Below are 22,771 nucleotides of genomic sequence, written 5' to 3'. Positions count from 1 at the left end.
CCCGATGTCACCGGTCTCCGGAGTCCCCACTCCGGTGCCCCTGCCGGTGTTGACTCACCAATGCGGGAGAAAGGTTGTACGGGGACGGCGGATCGGTGCACCGGGTCTCAGCGGACGCCGCGCGTGCGGAACTGCACGCTGATCCTCGGTCCCACGGCACGGGTGCTCTTCGGGACCGCGTGCTCCCACGTCCGCTGGCACGAGCCGCCCATCACCACGAGATCGCCGTGCCCGAGCGGCAGCCGCATCGAGGCCGCGCCGCCGCCGCGCGGCCGGAGCGCGAGGTCGCGCGGGTCGCCGACGGACAGGATCGCGACCATCGTGTCCTGCGTGGCCGACCGCCCCGTGCGGTCCCCGTGCCAGGCGACGCTGTCCCGCCCGTCGCGGTAGAAGCAGAGCCCCGCGGTGACGAAGGGCTCGCCGAGCTCCTCCGCGTAGTGGGCGTCGAGCGCGACCCGGGCCTCGTCGAGGACCGGGTGCGGCAGCGGGTCGCCCTCCCCGTAGAAGGAGAGCAGGCGGGGCACGTCGACCTCCCGCTCGTACATCTGCCGCCGCTCGGCCCGCCACGGGACCGATCCCGCCAGCTCCTCGAACAGGGCGTCGGCGCCCTGAAGCCACCCGGGCAGCAGGTCGAGCCACGCCCCGCTGCCGAGCGCGGTCCGCCGGACGCCGTCCAGCGGACCGAGCCGCGGCTGGTCGGTCTGATCGAAGAGCGAGCCCTGGAGCGGTGCGGTCATGGCCCCAGGGTAGCCCCTCAATCGAACAGGTGAGCTATTCACTGAACGCGGCCAGGTCGAGCCTGCTCAGCCGCTCCGGATCGGCCAGGATGTCGATCTCGACGATCAGACCGTCCACGATGGTGAAGCCCATGACCGACTTCGGCCGGCCCTCCGGTGCGCTGACCGTCCCCGGAGCCCCGTTGACCAGCGCCGGCAGCGCGAACTTCGCCCCGCTCCGGAACCGGAACGCCTGGCTCGCCACCGCGTGCGCACCGCGCACCTCCCGCGCGGCACCCGGGAAGCCGGCGCCCGTGTCCGCGCGCAGCACGACGTCGGGGTGCAGCAGCGCCACCAGGCCCTCGAAGTCGCCCTCGCGCGAAGCCGCCAGGAAGGCCCCGACGACCTCCCGTTGACGGTTGAGATCGGCGTCCGGCACCGGCGCGGAACCCTGCACCCGGCGCCGTGCCCGGCTGGCCAGCTGCCGCGCCGCCGTGGGCGTGCGCCCGACCATCGGGGCGATCTCCTCGAACGGCACCGCGAACATGTCGTGCAGCACGAAGGCCAGCCGCTCCGCGGGCGACAGCGTCTCCAGCACCACCAGCAGCGCCAGTCCCACCGAGTCGGCCAGCAGCGCCGCGTGCTCGGGATCGGCGGCCGCGTCCTCCCGGCTCACCACCGGATCGGGCACCCGTACGTCGTCCAGCGACGCCTCGCCCCGCGAGGTCCGCGAGCGCAGCATGTCCAGGCAGACCCGCCCCACCACGGTCGTCAGCCACCCGCCCAGGTTCTGGATCCCGTCCGCCCCGGTCCGGTTCAGCCGCAGCCACGCCTCCTGCACGGCGTCGTCCGCCTCGGTCAGCGACCCCAGCATCCGGTACGCCACCGCCCGCAGATGCGCCCGGTTCTCCTCGAAGCGCTCCGCCAGGAACTCCTTGTCGTCCATCGGCCCCATTCCCTCGTCGCTCTTCCCTCGGCGCACTGACGAACCGGATCCGCCCAATGTGACAGACAAGCGCCGCGGAGACCGGAGGGGATCCCCCCGGCGGCCCGGGTCACCAGCCGGCGGAGAGCCGTCCGCGGTGCGCGCCGCGCGCTGTCCAGCAGCGCCTGGATCTGGCGCCCCGCCTGATCGGCGCCCGCCCGCCGGGACGGGAAGGGCAGGCGGAGGCCGTCGAGGCCGATCTCGTACGACCGAGGCGGCGGCCAGGGCGCACGCCGCGAACCGCGTGACGCCGTCCCCCGCCTGCGCGGCGTACGCGACGCGCTCGGCCGCGGGGAGTGCGCCGAGGCCGCTGTTCAGGAGGCCGTTCGTCCTCGACGGCGACAGCTCCACGACCCTCCTCACGGCCACCGGCAGGCATCGCCGGGATCAGGGGAGCCTGGCCGCGTGCACGCGGTTGCGGCAGGATGTGCCCGTTTCCCCAGAGGAGGACGGGACCCAAGTGAACGATGTGAACAGCGAGTTGCTGGCACAGGCGGTCGTGGACAGCGTCACGCCGATGTACCCCGCGGTCTCCCCGGACGGCCGCACGGTCGTCTGCACGGCACGGACCGTGGGCTTCCCGGGACGTCCGCTCAGCACCCTGTGGGCGGTGCCCGCCGACGGCGGCTCCCCGCCCCGGCCGCTGACCGACGGCACGAGCTGGATCGGCGTCCCGCGCTGGGCCCCGGACTCGGCGTCGGTCCTGTTCGCCTCCGACCGCCAACTGCACCGCGTACGCCTGGCCGCCGGGGGCGCGCCGGACGGCCCCGCCGAGACCCTGACCGCCTGGCGCGGCGGCATCTCGGGTTACCTGCCGCTCGCCGACGGCCGTACGGTCGCGCTGATCGCCGCCGACGAACCCGACGAGGCCGAGGACGAACGCCGCCGGGCCGAAGGCGACGACGCGATGGTGTGGGGCGAGGGCACCGACCCCGAACCCCGTGCGCGCCTGCGGCTGCTCGACCTCGACACGGGCACCGTGCGCACCGTCGACGCCCTCGCCGGCCGGCACGTCGTCGAGGTGGCCGAACGCCCCGATGGCGGCCCGCTGGCCGTGCTCACCTGGGAGAGCGCGGAGGAGGACCCCGGCTGGCTCACCGCACGGCTGCACATCGCGGACACCGGAACCGGTGCCGTGCACGACCTCGGTCCGGCCGGGCACGCCGCGCAGCACCCCGTCTGGTGGCGGGCGGCGGACGGCTGGCACGTGGCCCACCTCGCCAGCACCCCGCCGGGAAACCTCTTCGCCCTCTCCGTCCTCGACCGCGCCGTCCCGTCCGGCGCCGGCCCCGGTCCGGTGCCCGAGCCGCGCAATCTGACCGAGGGCATGGAGGTCTGCCCCACCGAGCTCGTCCAGGTCACCGACGGCCCGCCGCTCGCGGTGTTCTCCGACGGGCTGGACACCGCGCTCTTCCGGCTCGACCCCGAAGACCTGCGGTTCCGCCGCCTGCACACCCGCCCCGGCATCGTCCACGCGCTCAGCGCGAGCCGCACGGGCGAGACCGTGGCGGTGCTCGCGGGCACCGCGTACGAACCCAAGGACGTCCACGCCGGGCCCCCCGGCGGGCCGCTGGCGCGGATCAGCGACACCCGCCCGGAACTGCGCGACATCCGCTGGGGCAGCCAGGAGCGCCTCGCGTACAAGGCCTCCGACGGGCTCGCCCTCGACGGCCTGCTGCTCCTGCCCCCCGGCCGCACCCGCGCGGACGGCCCCTTCCCGATGATCACCGTGGCGCACGGCGGCCCGTACGGGCGCTACAGCGACTCATGGCAGTTCCACATCGACCTGCCCCCCGGCCAGCTGCTCGCCACCGCCGGCTATGCCGTCTTCCTCCCCAACCCCCGCGGCGGGGAGGGCCACGGCCACGCCTTCGCGTCCACCGCGGTGGACGACGCCCTCGGCGGCGCCGAGTGGACCGACATCACCGACGGCATCGACCTCCTCGTCGCCGAGGGCGTCGCCGACCCCGACCGGCTCGGCATCGCCGGCTGGAGCCACGGCGGCTACCTGGCCGCCTGGGCCGTGACGCAGACGGACCGCTTCAAGGCCGCGTGGGTGGGCGCCGGCGTCAGCGACTGGGGCCTGCAGGCGGCGACCGGCGAGCAGGGACCCGTCCGCGAGTCCGGCGGCAGCGGCAGCGTCGGGTGGGAGGGCCCCGGCCCCCACCTCCACGACCGCGTCAGCCCGATCTCGTACGCCGCGCGCATCCGCACCCCGGTCCTCATCGTCCACGGCGAGGACGACGCCAACGTGCCGGTCTCGCAGGGCCTCTTCCTCCACCGCGCCCTGCGCCACCACGGCGTTCCCCACGAGTTCGTCGTCTATCCCCGTGAGGGCCACATGATCGGCGAACGCGGCCACCTGCTGGACCTCCTGCGCCGCACACGCGCCTGGTTCGACCGCCGGCTCACCGGCCCGCAGACCCCCTGACCGCGGCGCCCTACCGCCCTGCCCCGTACTCCTCGGGGCAGGGCGGCAGGGCGCCCAGGAACTCCTCCGTCGTGAGGACGGCGTGCGCGTACGCCGGCGCGTTCAGGTCGAGGGTGGCGTCCACCTCCTCCGGGCGGAACGCGCCGATCGCGCCCCGCACCAGCGTGACGTGGTAGCCCAGCTCCTGGCCGAAGCGGGCCGTGGTGTCGATGCAGGTGTTCGCGCGCATCCCGATCAGGACGATCCGCGACACCTGGTGCTGCTTCAGCTGGACGTCCAGGTCCGTGTTGGCGAAGCCGCTCGCGGACCAGTGCTCGTGCACCCGCACCTCGCCCTCGACGGGCTGGAAGTCCGGGTGGAACTCCCCGCCCCATGTGCCCAGGGCGAAGACCTGTCCCTTGGCGGTCGCCTCCTGCGAGGGGGACAGGAACTCCCAGCCGTCGTAGTCCCCGGGCGCCGTCCTGCGGTGCGGCACGAAGAACGTCCGTATCCCGCACGCCCGGGTCGCCGCGAGCACCTGCCGCATATGGTCGAGAAGCCCCACCCGCTCGGCGACCGCTTTCGTGCGCGGCCACAGTTTTCCGCCGTCGGACAGGAAATCGTTGTAAGGGTCGACCACCAGCAGACCGGTATTCGTGTCGTTGTATCCCGCCGTGTGCATACGGACACTCCCCATCGAAGAACCCCTCCAACGATTCTGTCCCCGAAGCGTGATCCGTACCCGAGGTGCAGGTCAGGGCCGGTCCGGGCTGTCAAGCCCCGAAAACCGGGGACATGACGCACCCCGTTCACCGGGCTTTATCGTGAGCCGTGGCGCGCGCGGAGCGGCGGCCCCTCCGTACCGGGCGGCACTGCTTCGCGAGTGCCGCACTGCCGAAAAGCCCGTGAAATACCGGCTTCCGGCATCCCGACGCGGATTCACTCCTCCCGGAAGAGATGCACATAATGGTGATGGAGGGCGCACGGGAATCAACATCATTTCCCGATGCCCTATGCCCGGGGAGAACGTCGTGAGTTCCATACCACCTCCGTCCGAACGCCCCACTGGCCCTCCGTCCGGACCGCTGTCCGGCCGGCCGTCGGGCGAGCACCCGCCGGCGACACCGGCGCCCCCGCCGCCATCGGGCGCACCACCGCCCGGCCCGCCGCCTCCCCCCGGCCCTCCGGGCCCGCCGAGCGGCGCGGGCCGTGCCGGCGAACCAGGTGAGCCCGGCCGCCACCGCGGACCCCCGTCCCCGTGGTGGCGGACCCGCCGCACCCTGGTGACCGCGGGCACGGCGATGGTCGTGGCGGTCGCGGTGATCTTCGCCTTCTCCTTCCTGGGCGGCACCAAGGGCGGCGGGGAGATCTTCCTGCAGAACGCCGCAGCGGCCGGCCCGGACCCCTTCACCCCCTCCACGGCGGGCAAGTCCGGCACCGCGGTCACCCCCACCATCACCCCGAACGAGTCCTCGGCGCCCGGCGGCACCCTCAAGGTCAGCGGCGCCCACCCGGGCCTGTACAGCGGCAAGCAGAACGAGGCAGCCTGCGACGTCGAGAAGCAGATCGCGTACCTCACGAAGGACCCGGCCCGCGGCAAGGCCTTCGCGGACACCCTGCACGTCAAGCAGAGCGATCTCCCCTCCCACCTGCGCTCGCTGACGCCCGTTCAGCTGAACTGGGACACCCGCGTCACCAGCCACGGCTTCAAGGACGGGAAGGTCACCGACTACCAGGCCATCCTCCAGGCCGGCACCCCCGTCCTGGTCGACAACCGCGGCGTCCCGGCCGTCCGCTGCACCTGCGGCAACCCGCTGACCGCACCCGACGCCGTCAACGGCACACCCACCTACAGCGGCCGCCAGTGGGACACCTTCCGCGCCGCCGGGCTGGTCGCGGTCGTCCCCTCGGACAAGCCGATGAAGACGCTCACGCTCTACGACCAGGACAGCAAGCGCTGGTTCGAGCGCCCCAGCGGCAAGGTCGAGGGCAAGCACGACCACAAGGTCGAAACCCCCAAGGGCCAGCCCTCCGACTCCCCGGGTCCGATCCTGCCCTCGCCCTCGACCGGCTCGCAGCTGGAGCCGCCGGGGATGACCCAGCCGCCGTCGAGCGAGGAGAAGAAGCAGCCGGAGCAGCCGCAGTCCCCGGAGAAGGGCAAGGAGGAGCCCAAGCAGGAGCAGTCCCCGGAGAAGGGCAAGGAGGAGCCCAAGCAGGAGCAGTCCCCGGGCAAGGAGAAGGAATCCCCGAAGAGCGAGGAGCAGTCGCCGAAGCAGGAGGAGCCCAAGTCCCCGGGCACGCAGGAGCAGTCCCCCAAGCAGGAACCGCAGTCCCCGGGCACGGGAGAGCAGCCCCAGAAGCCCCCCTCCCAGCCCGAGCAGCCGGCCCAGCCCAAGTCCTCGGGCGGCGGCACGGGTGAACAGCCCCAGGAACAGCCCGTCCCGCCGAAGTCCCCCGAGCAGCCCGTCCCGCCCAAGTCCCCCGCGCAGCCGCGCCCGTCGCTGTCCCCGGCGGCACCTCCGTCCGGCTGACGCACGCCGCCACCGCACGGTGAACAAGGCCCCGCCCCGCCTCCCGGCCGGGGACGGGGCCTTGCGGCGGCAGCGGGGGTGAGCGGTCGAACCGTCCGCTCCCGGGCGCGGCGTCCGGGCGCCGCCACGGGCCTGACACCCACCCGGCCCTCGGGGCTTCTGCGGGCCGAACTCGCAGGCCGGCGGCGTTGTCGGTCCGGTCTGCCAACATCCACCCATGCTCTACGAGACCTTGGTGGCCGAATCCCGCAGGAACGACGCGCTCGACGACGTGCGGTCCGCCGCGCTGGATCGCGCCCGATGGCTTGTCGACCTCCTCGAACGGCAGAAGAACGAGCTGCGGCTTCGGGAGGCCTCCAAGTGGCGGGAGCCGGAGGAGGAGTACGAGCGCTTCAAGGCCCTGTGCGCGGCGACCGGGGCGGAGATCGACGGACGGCTCGCGGCCTGCACCGAGGAGGAGGGCCGGGCCGGCGTCCTGTGCCTGCTGCTGGCGGCGCGTTTCGACGACAGGGGCCTGTGGCAGTACGACCGCGAGATCGGGTCCCTGACGACCCGCGTGCGCGGATGGACGCCCGGCGAGGTCGCGGTGATGCTGCTCCGCGTCACCGAGTACGACATGGGCTTCTGGTTCGCCGAAGCGCTGGGCAAGGTGCTGGACGCGGCCGACCAGCTCGACGCCGACGGCCGCCGCGCGGCCGCCCCCTGGCTCCGGCACGCGTACAAGAAGCTCATGGCCGCCGACGTGGAGGCGCGCCTGCGCGGCCCGCTCGGCAGGCGGCTGCGCCCGCTGCTGGCGGACGTGGACGAGGCACACATCCCCGAAGGACTGATCCCCCCGTACGCCCCCTGGGCCGCCGCGCTGCGCGACCGCGCGAACACCTCGCCGACGGCGGAGCTGGCCGGCTTCGTCCGGCATCTGGCGAGCCTGCCGGGCCCGCGTCCCACACGGCGGTGGCGGCGGACGTGCCTCACGCTCGGGGACGCCGCGGCGGCACGCGACACCGTCGCCGAGACGCTGCGGGTGCTGGCCGGGGGCGAACCGCTGTGCACCAGGAGCAGCGGCCCTTACACCCGGTGGGACACCGGCGGCTTCCACTACCACTACGTCGTCCACCAGAAGGACGGTGATCTGGCCCGGGGCGTCGTCTGGGCCGCCGCGCTGACGGCGGGTCCGGCCGCGGTCGCGCACCTGAGCGCCCTCGCCCTGCGGACGGGCGGTCCCGGGACCGACGTGGTCGAGGACCTCAAGCTGGCGGGCGCGGCGATCAACGCGCTTGCCGAGATCGGCGATCCGGCCGCGCTGGAGGCCCTGTGGCGGCTGCAGTCGCAGCTCAGGCACCGGGCGCTGCTCAAGCAGCTCGACACCGCACTGCTGACGGCCGCCGCGCGGCAGGGCATCACGGCCGGGCAGCTCGTCGAGCGCAGCGTGCCTGACCACGGCCTGGCGCCGGACGGCTCGCTGGAACGCGAACTGGCCGGCCACCGGGTGCGGGTGGCGATCGAGGACGCGGTGACGGTTCGGCTCACCTTCACCGGCCCCGACGGGCGGACGTCCCGCACGGCCCCTGCGGCGGTGAAGGACGGATGCCCGGACGAGCTCGCGGAACTCAAGGCCCTGGCCAAGGCGGTGCGGGCCACCCTGTCGGGCGAACGGGCCCGCGTCGAGGCGCTGATGTCGGCCGGGCGCACCTGGCCCTACGACGAGTGGTGCCGGTACTACCGCGACCACCCGGTCACCGGAGTCCTCGTCCGCGGCCTGATATGGGAGGTCCGGGGCGCGGAGGACCCGCAGGGCGCGGAGGGCGGCTGGCAGGCGGTGGCACCGGCGACGGAGCCGTCAGGCGAACCCGCGCACATCCGCCTGTGGCACCCGATCCGGGCGTCGCTGGACGACATCAGGGCGTGGCGGGCGCGGATCGTCGCCGAGCGGCTGCGGCAGCCGTTCAAGCAGGCGTTCCGCGAGATCTACCTGCTGACCCCGGCGGAGGAGGAGACCGGCGTCTACTCCAACCGGTTCGCCGCCCACATCGTGCACTACCTGCGGCTCTACGCCCTGTTCAAGGAACGCGGATGGCAGGCCAACTTCCTCGGCCGTTACGACGGCGGCCACGACGGCGTGGCCCGGGCCGAGTTCGGTGACGGGGCATGGCGGGCCTGCTTCCACCACGAGCCGGCCTCGGACGATGACAACGGCTACGCCCCCGACCACGCCGCGACGGACCAGGTCCGTTTCGAGCGACGGGACGGCCGGCGCTGGCACGAGGTCCCACTGGCCGAGGTGCCGCCGCTGGTGTTCAGCGAGGCGATGCGCGACGTCGACCTCTTCGTGGGCGTGACCTCGATCGCCGCCGACCCGGAATGGACCGACCGCGGCGAGGACCGATACACCGCGTACTGGCGGACGACCGGCTTCGGCGAACTGACCGCGAACGCGGAGGTCCGCCGCGAGGCCCTGCAGCGCATCCTGCCGCGCCTGACGATCGCCGACCGCTGCACGCTGCAGGGCCGCTATCTGACCGTCCGGGGCGACCTGGGCACGTACCGGATCCACCTGGGCTCGGCCAACATCCTGATGGAACCGGACGACGCCTATCTGTGCATCGTCCCGTCCCGCCGCAAGGCCGACACCAAGGTCTTCCTGCCCTTCGAGGACGACCGCCTCGCCCTGATCCTGAGCAAGGCCTTCCTGCTCGCCGCCGATTCCCGGATCACCGACCCCACCATCCTCCACCAGATCAAGCGGGCCGCCTCATGACCACCGTGACGTTCCGCGACGAGACCGCGACGGGCAAACCGATCGGCGCGCTGGAGGTCGCCGGACTCCCCGAGCGGATGACCGTACGGGAACTGATCCGGCTCCGCGTCCGCGAAGAGGTCGCCCGCCACAACGCCCGGCCCACCGACCGCTTCCACGGCCTCGTCCGCCCCGACGACGCCGAGGCCGAACTCAACGGCTACCGCCTGCGCGAAGCCCGTACCGTCGACTGGCGGCGCCAGGCCGACATCGCCGAACGCGCCTTCCTCTCCAACGGCTTCTTCGTCCTCGCCGGAGACCGCCAGGTCGAGGACCTCGACGACGTCGTGGACCTCAGCGCCGACCCCGACCTGGTCTTCATCAAGCTCGTCGCCCTGGCCGGCGGCTGAGGGGGGAATCGCCGCGGAACACCGGCCCGGCCGGGACCGCGGCAGGCGCACGCCGCGCGATCGCGGCCACGAGCCGTTACGTTGAGGGGAGAAGGACACAACTCCGCCTCGGGCGGGAGGCGCGTCATGCGCACCATCACTCTGCGCTGTCTCAGTGCGGCAGCCGGCCTGGCAGCCGTACTGGCGGGGGCCCCGCCGGCGTTCGCCGGCACATCGGGCCCCGGAGACACTCGCCAGCGCACCGAAGTCATCGAGGTCGTCGCCGAACAGACCCAGTCCAGATCCGTCGATCTGGGGAAGAAGGGTCTCAGCTCGGGCGACGAACTCGTCATCGCCGAGGACCTGTACCGTGACGGCCGGAGGGTCGGCGACCACAGCGTGGTCTGCACCTACATCCACCTCGAACCGAGCCAGTTGCAGTGCGTGGGGACCTTCGACCTGCCGGAGGGACAGCTCACCGCGCAGGCATTGCTCCACCTGCCACCCCCCAGCACGATCGACGTCGCCGTCACCGGGGGTTCGGGCGCCTACCGCACGGCCCGGGGCTATGTGCACACCGTCCCCGCCGGTGAGACGGAGCGGCGGCTCACCTTCCACATCACCCTCGACGAGCAGGCGGGTAGGTAGGGCATGACCATCGAATCCACAGGGTCCGGCACCCACGGGCCGCCGGACCTCGCGGGCCGGACGGTCGTGGTGATCGGCGGCAGCGCGGGCATCGGACTCGCGACCGCCCGCCGGGTACGCGCGGACGGCGGCCAGGCGGTGCTGGTCGGCCGCAACCCCGAACGGCTGAGGCAGGCCGCCCTCGAACTCGATCCCGTGAGCACCGCGGCGTTCGACGTCACCGACACCGACCGGCTCGAGCAGTTCTTCCGGAGCCTGCCGGGCCCGGTCGACCACGTGATGGTCACGGCCGGGCGCCCCTTCTACATGCCGCTGGAAGCGATGGACGTCGCCGCGGCCCGCCGCGAGTTCGGCGAGCGCATGGCCACGACACTCGCCGTGGCCCAGTACAGCCGCGACAAGGTCCGGGCCGGCGGCACGCTGGTGTTCATCGGCGGCACCGGCGGACGACGCCCCGGTGTCGGCATGAGCGTCGTGTCCGCCATGACCGCGGCCCTGCCGGCCCTCATCGCCAACCTGGCGCTCGAACTGGCGCCGATCCGGGTCAACCTCATCGCCGCGGGCTTCGTCGACACGCCCCTGTCCGCCACACTCCTGGGCGACGAACTCGAGGCCCGGCGCGCGGAACTGCGGGAGAGGCTCCCCATCCGGCGGGTCGTCGCCCCGGACGACGTCGCCGCCCTGGCGGTGCACCTGATGACCAACGACGCGCTCACCGGGGCGACGTACGACATCGACGGCGGCCAGCAGCTCCTCTCCCACTGATCTCCCGCCGACGCGCCGGAGCTCGGACCAGCGCCTGAGGGCATGGTCCCCAACGAGTTCGACCAGCGACACACGATGAGCGGACCACAAGCTGGCCGCCCGAGCGTATGCGCAACGGCGCTCGAACTTGATCAGAGTCCGCGGTTCGCGGGTGGAGGCGGCCTGTCACTGAAAGCTGGACTGCCCTCAGCCGCGCATGGTGGCACGCAGGCGCAAGCCGACAGTTGCGAGACCTTCGAAAGTGCTGACCTGGTAGCCGGGTTCCGGTCCCGGCGGCTCGCTCAAGCGGTAGCGGCGGGCGGTCTGCGCAGTCAGGAGCGTCAGCATCGCCATGGCCAGAGCGGCTCCCTCGCAGCCATGCGGCCCGGTACCGAAGGAGAGGAAGACCCCGGGTTTCGCCGGTGAGCCCGCATCATCGAGCCAGCGCTCGGGCTGGAACCGGTCCGGCTCGGAGTGTTCCCGTGCGTCGCGGTGGGCGGTGTAGGGGCAGACGAGAACGGTGGACCCGGCGTCGATGGTGTAGCCGGCGAGCTGAGTCCGTTGCGTGGCGCGCCGGGTCAGCAGCCAGCTCGGGGGGTACAGCCGGAGCACCTCGTACACCAGTGCCTGGGTGTATTGCAGGCTGCCCAGGTGGGTGCTGGTCGTCGCGGCCGGGTTCGCGGGCAGCAAGGCGGCTTCGGCCGCGACGCGGTCCGCTGCCTGGGGGTGCCGGGCCAGGTGGAGCAGGATCCATCCGGCTGCCCGGGAAGGCGTCTCGAAGGTGGCGACGGTGATTCCGGGGAGAGTGTCGAGGATGGCCTCTTCCGGCAGTAGGCCGTAGCGGGAGGAGGGCTGGAGCATCTGTCCCAGCACGTCGTCACCGAGCCGGCCCGATGAACGGCGCCGGCGGACGACGGGCCGCAATGCGTTGGTGAAGGCGACTTGCTGCCGTGTGCGGAACCGCCGTGCCGGTGTGGGGATCCATCGCGGCCATATCCAGCGCGAGGGGCGTACGAGCATCTCCCGGGCCAGGAAGAGTTGTGAGGCAAGGGGCAGCAGGGTGGGAGCGTCTTCGGAGAAGAGGTAGTGCAGGCCGATCTCCGCCAGGGCGTTCCGGACCGGGGGCAGAATCTCCACGTCCTGGCCCGTGGGCCACTGGTCGGCGAATCGAGCGGTCCTGGGCGCAATCTCACCGATACGGGCTGCAACCGCCTGCGCGCGCAGCCCGCGCATGCGGGCGGCGTGAGCGTGGGCGCGCTCCTCCGGCGTCGGTGCTCCGCTCGACCGCTTCAACGGCGGGAAGAGGGGCGAGGGCGCCTTGGGGAAGTCCTGCGCGCGACGCAGGACTGCTTCACACGGCTCGGCCGTAGCGGCTACGTAGACACCCGGCTCCAGCTGCCACACGTCCCCGCACTCGTCAGCGCCACGCCGCGCCAGCGCCAGCCGGTCGCGGCTCCAGGCCGCGAAGCTGCTCTCGGGCAACCGCGGCGGCTCATGCATTCGGCCCATGAGATCGTCCCTGGCCCTCGTACCTGTCCAGGCCGATGTCGCCGGCAGCGTCGCCGGGAGCCGGCGGACGCCCGGGGGCGCCCGCCGGCAGTGCGGTCAGACCTAGTCGTCGCCGGCGTACGCATCCCATTCGTGTTCCCCGTACGCACCGTAGTGGCGGGTGAAGGACAGTCTGCCGAGCAGCTTGGCGATCATGATGCACTCCTCTCGTCTGTCTGAGCCCTCCCTGGTCGAGGGTTCAGTAAAGAGGTTCTTGTCAGTGCCAAACGCTACATAAGCCATGTTGCCACATATCTCATATGGGTCATATTCGGGCCATAAGCCACACGCATGGGCATGAGGCGCGTGCTTGCGGGGTGGGTCCGCAGCCGGCCCACGTCGCCCCGGTGCCCCCGGCCGCGAGGTGTGGCGGCGCCGGTCACCTCAAGCTGGCCGCCTCGCACCTCGGGGCGGACGCGGTGAGTCGTGACGTGCCTTGATGAGGTAGGGAAGCCTGTAACAAGATCGACTGTGGCGGCTCGACAAGGTGATTGACAATGCAGCCTTCCACCGTGGGCCGCCACGGCGTCCTCGAGACCGATGCCGGCGGCGACTCCAAGGGCACCGGGCTGAAGAGACCACCCGCCACCGCAACAGGTGCCTCCGGCGTCCCACTCAAGACCGGTACAACACGGGTTCACGAGGACAGCCCGAAAGTCACCGTGAGTGGCCTGGATTCCTTCGATGCCTCTCGGGCTGCCGCCGGATACGCGCTTGCGGGCACCGCCCTCTGACATGGGCGGCCGGGTCCGATGACCTCTTCGGCGACCCGCCGCCCCGCGCCGAGCGGTCGGCTTTCGGCCGGGCGAGGACGGGACCGGTGCAAGCGCACCAGTCGCCCGCATCCGATCACGTTGCGGCCCGCCTCGCTGCGGCGCGCGGATGTATCGCAGACAGCCCGTGATGTCAGTGCTTGAAGGAGTCCTTGGTCCTCTCCTTCACGCCCCGCATCCTGCCCCGCGCCTCGAGGGCGGCGCCCTTGGCTGCGAGATTGTCCTTGTGCACCGCGTGGGCCGTCTTCCGCACGATCTTTCCGGCGACCTGTTCGGCCTTCGCCTTGGCTTTCTCCCCGGCACTCATCTCAGCACCTCCGCGGAGTCTCACTGACCGCGTGCCCTTGAGGCAGGGGACAAAACCACCCCGCGTGACTCGGCGACCGGGGACGGACGAGGTCCGCGGCCGCGCCGACCACCGGCCGTCGTGGCGAGGAGCGCCGAACGCCTTCGCCGGTAGATGGAAGTGCTCCCTCACCCTGCGCTGTCCCAAGGTCCGTGCAGCCGCCGTCCAGGCCCGGCGGCGCCGCACGGGCGCATCTGCCACCCCCGTCCCCTGCTCTTGTTGCGGCCCGCCCCGATACGGCGCGCAGCTCTGTCGCAGATGGGGCGTGATCAGTGGGGGCAGGAGGAAGAGCGCGACTCAGTGGGACTGAGTCCCGCGCTCGCTGTCGGCATCCACACAGGTCAGCGGAGTGATTCCGCCGGTTCCCGGTGAGTGCCCCCGGCAGGATTCGAACCTGCGCACACGCCTCCGGAGCGAATGCGTAGATCACCCGTCACAGCTCGCTGACCTGGGGTGGGGTCCTTCAGGGAGGGCCGGCGGTGCCAACTGTGCCGGAGGTGTGTCGCGCGCTCCCGCGAAACTCGCCCTGCCGGTGCGTGCTGCGGATCCGGACCACCTCTGCCCCGCCGGCCTCCCGGAAGGCGCCCCCCGGCGCTGCCCAACACCACGAGCACGACGGCCGGATGATCGGCTACATCACGAAAAGGGACGCCGTCGAATGGACGGAGGCGGGGCCATGTTCGCCGATGACGCCCAGGGGACCTGTTCAGCCAGGAAGAGGGGAAGGACACCTCTGTGCATCGACGGCCGGCAGGAGGTCGCCAACCGCCGGATCGAGGACCTGCTTCGCGAGTGCGAGCGATCACGCTCATTGGCGCGCGCTCGGATTGCGGCGGAGCCGGGGTCGGTGTGCGAACACCTCAACCATCGCCTGTCAGCTACGGCACCACGCCGGCAACGTCAGTACCCACACTTTTCAAGGGCTCTGGCCGAATTCGCCGTCACGCACGCCCAGTCGAAACGCCACCCATTCTTCTGCGGTGAATCGCAGCGGCGGCAGCTCCCTGTTCTGCGAATCGCGGACCGCAACCGCGCCGCCGCCGAGGTCTGCGACCTCCACACACGTCTTGTCCCACCTGTTGCTGTGGCTGCTCGTAACCCACTTTGCATCAGTCAGGTCTATTGCGTACAGCTCGGTCTTGGCTGCGTCCATCATGGGATCTCCTGTTGCTGTCGGATGGACGATCTCCTTTCCGCATCACCCTGATGGTCCTGATGTGCATCCCGCCCTCCTGGTCGGCTGTCCGCCCCGCCGCCCTGAATGCGCGGGCCGAACGACCTGCGGCACGGGGTGCTGCTTCTGCGAGCGTCGGGGCCGGCGCGGCCAGTACTTAGACTGCCTCGGTGATGCAGCGGTAGGCGGTGGTCGTGCCGACCCTGAACGCGGCCGCGAGCTGGATAGAGTCCTCTGCGTGGGACTTTGGCTGCTCAACAACCTGGACACGGCCAGCCTCGCGATCCTCATCGTTGGCGGTGTCGTTGTTTTGTCTCTCGTCGCTTGCCTGGTGACGCGCCGTGTTTTTCCCGAGTTGATCAATGGTGTGACCAATGATGTCTCCCGCACGGTACTTGAGCTGTTCGGAGCCATCTACGGAATCGTCCTTGCCTTCGTTATCGTGACCTTGTGGACCGATCTTGAGCAAGTTCAGGCAGTGGTGACTTCGGAGGCTACGGATCTCGCTGTGGTTTCCCGCAACGCACATTCGTTTCCGGACGATGTGCAGGAAAAATTGGATCGCGCGATCGGGGGCTACGTCCACGCTGTCGTGGAGGATGCGTGGCCGCTGATGCGCGACGGAAAAAATAGCCTCAGCGCGACATCGGGTAAGCTTGAGGCATTGTATGGAGTCCTCCAGGATTACAATCCTAAAAACGATTCCGAACAGGCCTTCTACAGCGCGTCGGTAGAGCGGCTGAACGATGTGACCGCACAGCGCAGAACCCGCATCCTGGCCGCAACGCAACATTTGCCTCCCCTCCTGGAGGTCCTCACCTACGGGGGAGCGCTGATCGTGATGCTGATCACCTTGCTTTACGGGGTGGAGAGCCTCAAGGTGCAGCTGCTTTTCGTAGGGTCGATCGCGTTGCTGGTAGGCCTGAGCCTCACCCTCGTCCTCGTACTCGAACACCCCTTCGCCGGCGAAGTGAGTGCGAGTCCGCATCCGTTCATGGAAGGTCAGCTGAGCAAATACTGGGGCAGGTGACGTGGTGAGGTCCGGCGAGAGATCTACCGGCTCATCGCTACTCCGTGTCCCGCAGCCGACACTGACGGGGCCTCTGCTTGACATCTGCAGAGGCGTCAACGCCCTCCCGAATCGTTCCTCAAGGCTTCAAGCGGGAATTGCTCCACGGGAGACGCCGCACCTTGACGGCCGTGTGGGCGATCGCGCCCGTAGGCGACCGATGGTGCACTTCCGCTCCCCGGGGACGTGGGTGCCCTGCTGCGCGAGCGTCACGGCACCCCTACGCCCAGCTCGGAGTGAGGTCGGAAAAGCCTCACTGCTGGGCCGTTGGAGTTGTGTGCCACCGCGGCAGTCGCTCGGCACTCGCGTCAGTCCGCCCATCGGGGTGACTTCGGCTGCTTGCCGTGTGACCCCCTTGGGTGGCTGATCCCAGAGGATGTGAGCGATCCGGACGGCGACGGGAGAGTCGTCCTCATTGGTGAGCCTGACTGCCGAGAATCGCTCGAATTCGGTGATCTCGCGTCCGTGGCTGTCGAGCGGCGCCCGCGCCGTCACCTCGTGCGGTCCGGCGCCGATCCGGGCGGTGGTCGTACTCTGCACCGTCACCCGGACATCCGCCACATCGTGCTTCCCGGGACCGGAGAACCGCAGGATGTCGATGGCCCCTCCGTACGGCACCGCCATGTTGCCGCGGTCGCCGCCGTACACCGTGCTCACCTTGACCTGCGGCAGCACATGATCGCTCTTGTCCACGGCTTCGAAGCTCAGGACCGGAACCAGCGAGGTCGCGGCGGTCGTCGAGGTGGGCGCGACGCCGGTTGCGACGTGTGAGGGGCGGGATGAGGGTGGGAAGGGGGAATATCCGATCGAACATCGAACGGAGTTCTCATGGAAGCGAGAAAGTCCGACCTGTACGCGCGTGACCTGACGGAAGCGCACTGGACCAAGAGCAGTAAGAGCACGACGAGCCCGTACTGCGTCGAGGTGGCGGAGCTCGGCGAGGGAGCCGTCGCGATCCGCGACTCGAACAACAGGGACCTGCCGTCCCTCCGGTTCACCGCGGAGGAATGGATGGCATTCCGGGACGGAGTGCGGAACGGCGAATTCGGCTAGGAAGCACCGCGTCTCACCCGCTTGACGGGCCGGCTCGCCGAGGCAGATCGACCGCCCTGGCAAGCGGGCCCGCCAAGCCCCGAGCCGTTCGCTGGGGCATATCGCCTACGGAGGCGCTGACTTCGGGGAGGCGGCGGCCACCGCCGAACGGATCAGTCCTGGGGGCCGCGGCAGTCGGTTCGCTGAAGTGGTACGCCACCCGGGTCCCCTACGCAGCGGAAGGACAGCGCCACGGAGTACGCGTCGCTTCCGAATCCGGGTTCGCCATGTTGCTCCTTTCCGGCCTTGCCGGCGTGGGCGCTCGGCCCGCACCCGCTCGGAAGCGCCCCGGTCACCATTACCGCCGCACCTGCGGCAGTCAGTCTTCGCCGGCCGGGCTTCACGATGTGCACTCCTCCCCCTTGATCATTGCGCGCGGGACGTTTCCCGATCGCTTTCGTCCCCCTTGCGGCGCCCCACCCGGGGATTCATGGCGCGGCCTGGCGAGGTGTGCGCGCGCTCCCGGGTAGCGACGGCATCGAGGTGCTGAACCGGCAGACCGGGACTGTGACTTGATACGTCAAGCCCATCGACGGACGGCCGGCGGTTGCGAACCACCGGATCGATGACCTGCTGCGCGAGCAAGAGCGGTGATCGACTCGCTGCGCGGACCGGCCTCTGGACCCATCCGGGGCCCTCGTCATTTTCGCCCGCTGACCTGCGCCGATCCCTCAAGATCCCGTCCACGGATAGTCGACAGGCCCTGTCCTACGGCCACTTCCGGCGGCATACGGCTGAGCATGCGCAAAGACCCCGCACTCAGCGTCCTGGCTGGGGGCGGGGTCTTTGGGCACCTCGTACAAGGTGCCCCCGGCATGATTCGAACCTGCGCACACGGCTCCGGAGGGCAGGCGTCAGGAGTACGGAAATGTGCTCTGACCTCGTCAAACGTCCAGGCCACGCTCCCCGCGCACGTCCCTCATCCGCTGCTCACGCGGAGGGCGGGTCGACGGGGCGAGCGCCACGGCGGCGGAGTTCGCCAGGGAGCAGCCCGATCGGGCGGCCGGCGCGTGCCTGGCTGTCCTGCCGCCGCATCTTTGGATTCGAATGTGCGATCGAATGGCGTGATGTCGTTGGGCGCCGAGGCCCGTGCCGGCGGGCAGTGGCATCAAGGCCGGCTCGCACAAGATCCGGCGCCAGGGCGGTCGCCGCATGGTGCAGGTGAAGGCGACGTTCCGCGAGGACGACGGCCGGCTGTTCCGTACCGCCGCACCTGCCGGGATGCCGTTCCGGGGCCGGCGGCGAGCGCCCCGGTGAACGGGCGCGCGCTCCGGGACGCCGCACGGTGACCCTCGCCCGACGGGGCATCGGGCGGCAGGGCCCGGCTCCGTAACCGGGGGGTGACGCATCCGGTCGGTATGCCGGTGTGGGGAGTACGGTGAAGACGACAGGGAACGTCGCCTACTGACAGCCGAGCCGAATCGGCTTCGGGAGCTCGGCGTATTCGCCGGGCTCCGTGCTGACGAGCGAGAACACCATGGCCGACTCCGACACCCCCCACCTTCCCGAACTCCTCCCGGACGAGATCCAGCGAGCGGTGAAACCCGGGACGGCACTGCTGAGGCTGGAGACGACCCAGGACCGCCAGGGAATCCTCGACGGTGCGTGGTGGCCGCGTTCCCGCGACATCGCCGCGGAACTTCCCAGCCTGATCGCCGAGTTGGTCCGTCATCTGGGCCCCATCACGCGCGTCGGCCTGGACACGGAGGCCTGGGACGAACTCCCCACGCGTCTGACCATCGGCGACCGGGTCGTGCACATCGACTCCTTTCCTGTCGGCGACGACACGGTCCTGATCACCCGCGGCGACCGGGACCACTTCTCCCTGCTGGTGGTTCCGCCACGGGCAACCCCTGATGCCGCGCGCGCCGCGATGGCCAGGGCGGTAGAAGCCGGCAACGTCACAGGGGCCGAACAGATCCTCATCGACACAGGCACCAATCCGGATCGTCCGGGGCGCGGGGAGGATGCAGGCGCGTCCGAGAACCCGACCGATCCGACGTGATGGTGCCGCCGAGGGATGATCATCGCTCGGCTTGTGCGACAGCCTGGCGATCAGGGATATCGTGAATACATGTCCGTTTATGTCAAGCTTGTGCTTGAAGCGCGGTCGCCTGCGGAGCCTTCCCAGGGGCCCCTGGACATGCAATACGAAGACAAGCCAGGGCTGGCGACCTACGAGTACGACGTGCACCCGAGCGGGGCCTTGCGGATCCTGCGCGTCTCCGAGAACGCGCCGCACATCATTGAGGGATTTTTCGGGCCCGGCGCATGGCTGCAGGTCACGGGCACGTATCTCCGAACGGGCTCCCAATACTGATCGACGGTCGGGCCCGTTCGACCGGGGCACCAATCCGCGCAGAGACCACGGCGTGCGGGTAGTGCGACGCCGGTTCGGTGAGCGCCGCCAGGTGGGGTCCCGGGCCAGGACGGCGACGGGTGCGCGGTTGCCTCCCGGCGGGTCGTGACGCCGGTCCCGGCGAAGCGGCCGGCGTCCCATTTCGCTGACCCGCACACTCCCCGCGGCGCCAGACCCCGTGCGTGAGCGTCACGCAACCGTGAACACAACGGCCCCGGCGCATCACACGCCAGGGCCGCCCTTCCAAACTGCCGCACGTGAGAGTGCACCAGTTCACCCCCCACTCTACTGCTGCCGGACTCTCGACGCGGAGACACGAATACCGAGAGAGCCATGTCCCGCACCTGCCGCGCGTCCGGACGCCCGACCGGTATGGCCGCATGCGGCGCCTACGGGAACAGCCCGAGCCGCAGCGCCGGAGGTCTCCGCGGACGGGGGCGCCGTCCCAGATCGGTCGGCCGGCGTTCGCCGGGCGGGCCGGGTTCGCCCGCCCCAGGCGCCCTGCCGGCCCGATCGGGTAGCGGCCGGTCAGTCACCCCCAGGCGGTTGCCGGCGGCCAGTCGGCCCGGCGGGCCCGGGCGGTGTCCGCTCGATCGAGGGTCTCCGCCGCCGCATGGCCCGTATCACCGCGGCTCGCCGTCACCCGAGGCGGAATCTCTCCCGCGTGCGGATGGCTGGTAGGGGGCGCGTATCCCGTGCCCGCTCCGGACTGGAACGACTCCACAGCCTGGGGAGCCTGGGTGGTGTCGACCGTGAGGTGCAGGCGGGTACCGCCCTCGGGGGTCGCCGGGTAGCTGCGCTGTTCCGTACCCGCGAAGGTCTGTCGAAGCGTTTCGGCCACTCGGCGGGCGGCCTCTGGGGACGCGGCGATGACGCGGACCTCGGCGAGCGCGGTCCGGGGCGGCGCCGTCCGGACGGTGTGCGCCGCGGACGGCGGGCGGTCCCCAACGGTGACACGACGGGGCGAGGCCAGCAACCGTGCGGGTCGCTGCACACTCGCTGCCGTCGAACCCGTGGTTCGCAGCCGACGACGGCTTCCGCCCCGCGGCTCTTCCCGCACCGTCCCGGCCGGTGAGCCCGCGGAATCGCCGGTGCTCTCCTCTGGGACGGCGACGGCCCGGCGACGACGGTACGGGAGGAGATCGCCGTAGCGGAAAGCGGCGATCCGCTGGTCGTGACGCTCGTTGAGCGCACGGATAAGGAAGGCGCCCACGGCGATCATCGCAAGGAGCACGGCCAGGCTGACGAGGAATGTCATCACGCCCACATCCCCGCGGCGCTGCCTGGCACCGCGGCCGCATCGGCCGCGGAGGGGCTTCCGCCTTCCGACTCCCAGTCCGCTTCGCCTCGGCGGTCGGATCCGACAGCCTGGAGAAGTTTGTCGTCCGCCATGAGGCCGCTCGCGGTGCGCCGGCACCGGGGGTCGGCCGCGGCTGCCATCAGCCGGGTCGCCGCGGCCAGATCACATTCCGGCGGGATGACCAGCAGATCGAGCCGGCCGGTGGTGTAGGAGAGCAGCAGCAGTTTGTTCGCGTCCTGATCGGTGAACCACCCGACGTGGACGACATGTCCCGAGGCGGGCACCCTGCGCGGGATCACAGGCCAAAGCGTGGGGCTCACCGCGACTCGGGTCACTCGCGCCCAGCGGCGATCCAATGTGTCGATCAGGGCCGGGAGTTCACGGGTGAGATCGCGGGAACGAGGCCACCAGGCTCCGTCCAGCAGACCCCGGGGGGCATTGGCCGGCTTCAGTGCCAACCGAGGCGGCGGCATCGGTGGTGAAGACTCCTGCCCATCAGCGATGAGCGGGCGGTCGAGGATGATATCCATGACACGGACCTGACTCCGGGCGCGTCATCGCCTGCCCGGGATGGTCGTTCGCCGGGAACGACACCGGCATGAGGGCCCGTGTGCGAAATGCTCCTGGTATCTCAAGCGTACTCCGACGGGGACCCGACGGGGCCGCGCTTCACTAGCGGGTTTCATCGCAGACGCTGGTCACGTCCGCTGGAGTGGTGTATCGGCGGCCACTCGTGATCTCGTTTTGAGGCTATGCGGTGAGTTCGGTCGGCAGGACGGTGTCGTCGTTTCCTGACTCGATCGGATGGAGGCGGGCTTTGGCGAGGAGGTCGCGGCCCATGTAGCGGCGGCCTCGGTCCACTCGTCGTTCTGTTCGGCCAGGACGGCGCCGACCAGGCGGATCACGGCAGTGCGGTCAGGGAAGTTGCCGACCACGTCGGTGCGGCGCCGGATCTCCTTGTTCAGTCGTTCCTGCGGGTTGTTCGACCAGATCTGCCGCCAGATCTCGCGTGGGAAGGCAGTGAAGGCCAGCAGGTCGTGCCGGGCGGCATCCAGATGCCCGGCGGCCTTGGGGAACTTCTTCTCCAGGGCGTCCAGAACCTGTTTCATCTGCGTGTGGACTGCGGTGGCGCCGGGTTGCCCGAAGACCGTCCACAGCAGCGCGGCCACCCACGGCTGGGCCGATTTCGGGACTTGCGAGAGCAGGTCGCGGGCACAGTGCGTGCGGCAGCGCTGCCACGAGGCGCCCGGCAGGAGCTGCTGTACTTCGCTGCTGTACCGCCACCGGAGCGCGCCGAACGCCCGCAAACCCCGGTCGCCGCGCATCGGCGTCCAAGCTCATCCTGCCCCGTCCGTCGCTGTCGGCGTCACGTGGATCCCAGCCCCTACGCCGCCGTCGGCAGACGTCTCCCGGTCGTACAGGCGCTGGTACTCAGCGACCGTGTCACCGAACTGCCTGCCACCAAGTTGCTGAAGGCGGCCATCGCGGCGGTCTACAACGATGGGCCCGGTCCCGATCCACATGTGTCGCGTGTTCTTGGTCTGTACGTATCTGGAGCTCTGATACCAGAACTCCCACCCGAAGCGATGCTCCCGGACCTCGATGATCACAGCAGTGACGTTCCGATCCGGAGGGTCCGACTTGATCTGTGCGAGATAGGCGTCAATGATCTCTCTGGCTCGCTCGGCTGTGATCACGGCGCGAGTGTACGTACAGAGCCAGGCGCCGGAAAGCGTCCCTAGGCAACCAGTTCTTCTGGAAGTGACCCGGGATCTGCCGATGGAGCTGTCTGGACAATCAACGCTGTGACCTGCGATCGAGTGGGCAACGGTTGTCCTCCACCGCGCCGAACGTGCCCGACGCCGCGACGTGCAGGTACACCAGCGCGACCAGGGCTCGCTGTGAGGGTCGGAGCTTGCAGCGGCGCCGCAGGGCGGGCCGGGTGTCCCAGTC

At 70.6% G+C, this 22,771-nt stretch carries 20 protein-coding genes and 1 pseudogene; 11 read left to right on the top strand and 10 right to left on the bottom strand.

The window, feature by feature from the left end; all coding sequences use genetic code 11:
- Positions 1-107: 107 nt before the first annotated feature.
- Both ACWDAS_RS07085 and ACWDAS_RS07080 read right to left on the bottom strand, forming a co-directional pair.
- A complete protein-coding gene (locus ACWDAS_RS07085; protein WP_450387814.1) occupies positions 108-737 on the bottom strand; it encodes an alpha-ketoglutarate-dependent dioxygenase AlkB in 630 nt (209 codons plus the stop codon).
- 34 nt (positions 738-771) lie between these two features.
- Positions 772-1,662 carry a sigma-70 family RNA polymerase sigma factor gene (locus tag ACWDAS_RS07080; RefSeq protein WP_450387813.1) on the bottom strand — a complete coding sequence of 297 codons (891 nt, stop codon included), beginning with the start codon at positions 1,660-1,662 and terminating at the stop codon, positions 772-774.
- Between the two features lie 499 nt (positions 1,663-2,161).
- Between ACWDAS_RS07080 and ACWDAS_RS07075 the strand changes: the two genes are divergently transcribed.
- Positions 2,162-4,132 carry a prolyl oligopeptidase family serine peptidase gene (locus tag ACWDAS_RS07075; protein WP_450387812.1) on the top strand — a complete coding sequence of 657 codons (1,971 nt, stop codon included), beginning with the start codon at positions 2,162-2,164 and terminating at the stop codon, positions 4,130-4,132.
- A 10-nt stretch (positions 4,133-4,142) separates the two neighbouring features.
- Here ACWDAS_RS07075 and ACWDAS_RS07070 read toward each other — a convergent pair whose 3' ends face one another.
- On the bottom strand, positions 4,143-4,793 hold the full coding sequence (locus tag ACWDAS_RS07070) for an isochorismatase family cysteine hydrolase (RefSeq protein ID WP_450387811.1): 651 nt from the start codon (positions 4,791-4,793) through the stop codon (positions 4,143-4,145).
- A gap of 601 nt (positions 4,794-5,394) precedes the next feature.
- Here ACWDAS_RS07070 and ACWDAS_RS07065 point away from each other — a divergent pair.
- From ACWDAS_RS07065 to ACWDAS_RS07045, 5 genes are all read left to right on the top strand, one after another.
- Positions 5,395-6,642, top strand: coding sequence for a DUF6777 domain-containing protein (locus ACWDAS_RS07065; RefSeq protein WP_450387810.1), 1,248 nt, complete (start codon positions 5,395-5,397; stop codon positions 6,640-6,642).
- A gap of 217 nt (positions 6,643-6,859) precedes the next feature.
- Positions 6,860-9,397 (top strand): DUF4132 domain-containing protein, encoded by a 2,538-nt coding sequence (locus ACWDAS_RS07060; RefSeq protein ID WP_450387809.1) that lies wholly within the window; start codon positions 6,860-6,862, stop codon positions 9,395-9,397.
- Positions 9,394-9,786 (top strand): hypothetical protein, encoded by a 393-nt coding sequence (locus ACWDAS_RS07055; protein WP_450387808.1) that lies wholly within the window; start codon positions 9,394-9,396, stop codon positions 9,784-9,786. The genes ACWDAS_RS07060 and ACWDAS_RS07055 overlap by 4 nt, the downstream gene beginning before the upstream one ends.
- 126 nt (positions 9,787-9,912) lie before the next feature.
- Entirely contained in the window at positions 9,913-10,413 is a 501-nt protein-coding gene (locus ACWDAS_RS07050; protein ID WP_450387807.1) for an allene oxide cyclase barrel-like domain-containing protein, read from the top strand.
- A 3-nt stretch (positions 10,414-10,416) separates the two neighbouring features.
- A complete protein-coding gene (locus ACWDAS_RS07045; RefSeq protein WP_450387806.1) occupies positions 10,417-11,178 on the top strand; it encodes an SDR family oxidoreductase in 762 nt (253 codons plus the stop codon).
- Positions 11,179-11,364: 186 nt separating this feature from the next.
- On the opposite strand, the gene ACWDAS_RS07040 is transcribed toward ACWDAS_RS07045, so the two are convergent.
- Entirely contained in the window at positions 11,365-12,666 is a 1,302-nt protein-coding gene (locus ACWDAS_RS07040; RefSeq protein WP_450387805.1) for a cytochrome P450, read from the bottom strand.
- A gap of 536 nt (positions 12,667-13,202) precedes the next feature.
- On the opposite strand from ACWDAS_RS07040, the gene ACWDAS_RS07035 reads away from it, so the two are divergent.
- Positions 13,203-13,439: a hypothetical protein gene (locus tag ACWDAS_RS07035; protein WP_450387804.1), complete on the top strand. Its 237-nt coding sequence runs from the start codon at positions 13,203-13,205 to the stop codon at positions 13,437-13,439.
- A gap of 172 nt (positions 13,440-13,611) precedes the next feature.
- Here ACWDAS_RS07035 and ACWDAS_RS07030 read toward each other — a convergent pair whose 3' ends face one another.
- Together ACWDAS_RS07030 and ACWDAS_RS07025 are read right to left on the bottom strand one after the other, a co-directional pair.
- Positions 13,612-13,785 (bottom strand): hypothetical protein, encoded by a 174-nt coding sequence (locus tag ACWDAS_RS07030; RefSeq protein ID WP_450387803.1) that lies wholly within the window; start codon positions 13,783-13,785, stop codon positions 13,612-13,614.
- A 955-nt stretch (positions 13,786-14,740) separates the two neighbouring features.
- Positions 14,741-14,980 (bottom strand): DUF397 domain-containing protein, encoded by a 240-nt coding sequence (locus ACWDAS_RS07025; protein WP_450387802.1) that lies wholly within the window; start codon positions 14,978-14,980, stop codon positions 14,741-14,743.
- Positions 14,981-15,236: 256 nt separating this feature from the next.
- Here ACWDAS_RS07025 and ACWDAS_RS07020 point away from each other — a divergent pair, with 256 nt between their 5' ends.
- Complete coding sequence (locus ACWDAS_RS07020) at positions 15,237-16,028, top strand: bestrophin-like domain (protein ID WP_450387801.1); 792 nt, start codon at positions 15,237-15,239, stop codon at positions 16,026-16,028.
- Between the two features lie 126 nt (positions 16,029-16,154).
- On the opposite strand, the gene ACWDAS_RS07015 is transcribed toward ACWDAS_RS07020, so the two are convergent.
- Entirely contained in the window at positions 16,155-16,760 is a 606-nt protein-coding gene (locus ACWDAS_RS07015) for a hypothetical protein (protein ID WP_450387800.1), read from the bottom strand.
- Between the two features lie 135 nt (positions 16,761-16,895).
- On the opposite strand from ACWDAS_RS07015, the gene ACWDAS_RS07010 reads away from it, so the two are divergent.
- The 3 genes from ACWDAS_RS07010 to ACWDAS_RS07000 all read left to right on the top strand — a co-directional run bounded on the left by ACWDAS_RS07010 (position 16,896) and on the right by ACWDAS_RS07000 (position 19,479).
- Entirely contained in the window at positions 16,896-17,120 is a 225-nt protein-coding gene (locus ACWDAS_RS07010) for a DUF397 domain-containing protein (RefSeq protein WP_450387799.1), read from the top strand.
- A gap of 1,516 nt (positions 17,121-18,636) precedes the next feature.
- On the top strand, positions 18,637-19,164 hold the full coding sequence (locus tag ACWDAS_RS07005) for a DUF5994 family protein (protein WP_450387928.1): 528 nt from the start codon (positions 18,637-18,639) through the stop codon (positions 19,162-19,164).
- Between the two features lie 69 nt (positions 19,165-19,233).
- Positions 19,234-19,479 (top strand): hypothetical protein, encoded by a 246-nt coding sequence (locus ACWDAS_RS07000; RefSeq protein WP_450387798.1) that lies wholly within the window; start codon positions 19,234-19,236, stop codon positions 19,477-19,479.
- Between the two features lie 1,296 nt (positions 19,480-20,775).
- Here the strand turns inward: ACWDAS_RS07000 and ACWDAS_RS06995 are convergent.
- From ACWDAS_RS06995 to ACWDAS_RS06985, 3 genes and pseudogenes are all read right to left on the bottom strand, one after another.
- A complete protein-coding gene (locus ACWDAS_RS06995; protein WP_450387797.1) occupies positions 20,776-21,348 on the bottom strand; it encodes a DUF5994 family protein in 573 nt (190 codons plus the stop codon).
- Between the two features lie 220 nt (positions 21,349-21,568).
- A pseudogene (locus ACWDAS_RS06990) lies at positions 21,569-22,071 on the bottom strand (transposase); the annotation flags it as partial.
- A gap of 84 nt (positions 22,072-22,155) precedes the next feature.
- Positions 22,156-22,515 (bottom strand): YrhB domain-containing protein, encoded by a 360-nt coding sequence (locus ACWDAS_RS06985; protein ID WP_450387796.1) that lies wholly within the window; start codon positions 22,513-22,515, stop codon positions 22,156-22,158.
- Positions 22,516-22,771 lie beyond the last annotated feature (256 nt).

This window comes from Streptomyces sp. NPDC001070, from assembly GCF_053598835.1.
This window is presented reverse-complemented; position numbering and strand designations above follow the sequence as displayed.

Coding starts and splice junctions, on each gene's coding strand:
- ACWDAS_RS07085 (WP_450387814.1), bottom strand. CDS start 737: ATGACCGCACCGCTCCAGGGCTCGCTCTTCGATCAGACCGACCAGCCG.
- ACWDAS_RS07080 (WP_450387813.1), bottom strand. CDS start 1,662: ATGGACGACAAGGAGTTCCTGGCGGAGCGCTTCGAGGAGAACCGGGCG.
- ACWDAS_RS07070 (WP_450387811.1), bottom strand. CDS start 4,793: ATGCACACGGCGGGATACAACGACACGAATACCGGTCTGCTGGTGGTC.
- ACWDAS_RS07060 (WP_450387809.1), top strand. CDS start 6,860: ATGCTCTACGAGACCTTGGTGGCCGAATCCCGCAGGAACGACGCGCTC.
- ACWDAS_RS07055 (WP_450387808.1), top strand. CDS start 9,394: ATGACCACCGTGACGTTCCGCGACGAGACCGCGACGGGCAAACCGATC.
- ACWDAS_RS07050 (WP_450387807.1), top strand. CDS start 9,913: ATGCGCACCATCACTCTGCGCTGTCTCAGTGCGGCAGCCGGCCTGGCA.
- ACWDAS_RS07045 (WP_450387806.1), top strand. CDS start 10,417: ATGACCATCGAATCCACAGGGTCCGGCACCCACGGGCCGCCGGACCTC.
- ACWDAS_RS07040 (WP_450387805.1), bottom strand. CDS start 12,666: ATGGGCCGAATGCATGAGCCGCCGCGGTTGCCCGAGAGCAGCTTCGCG.
- ACWDAS_RS07035 (WP_450387804.1), top strand. CDS start 13,203: ATGCAGCCTTCCACCGTGGGCCGCCACGGCGTCCTCGAGACCGATGCC.
- ACWDAS_RS07030 (WP_450387803.1), bottom strand. CDS start 13,785: ATGAGTGCCGGGGAGAAAGCCAAGGCGAAGGCCGAACAGGTCGCCGGA.
- ACWDAS_RS07025 (WP_450387802.1), bottom strand. CDS start 14,980: ATGATGGACGCAGCCAAGACCGAGCTGTACGCAATAGACCTGACTGAT.
- ACWDAS_RS07010 (WP_450387799.1), top strand. CDS start 16,896: ATGGAAGCGAGAAAGTCCGACCTGTACGCGCGTGACCTGACGGAAGCG.
- ACWDAS_RS07005 (WP_450387928.1), top strand. CDS start 18,637: ATGGCCGACTCCGACACCCCCCACCTTCCCGAACTCCTCCCGGACGAG.
- ACWDAS_RS07000 (WP_450387798.1), top strand. CDS start 19,234: ATGTCCGTTTATGTCAAGCTTGTGCTTGAAGCGCGGTCGCCTGCGGAG.
- ACWDAS_RS06995 (WP_450387797.1), bottom strand. CDS start 21,348: ATGGATATCATCCTCGACCGCCCGCTCATCGCTGATGGGCAGGAGTCT.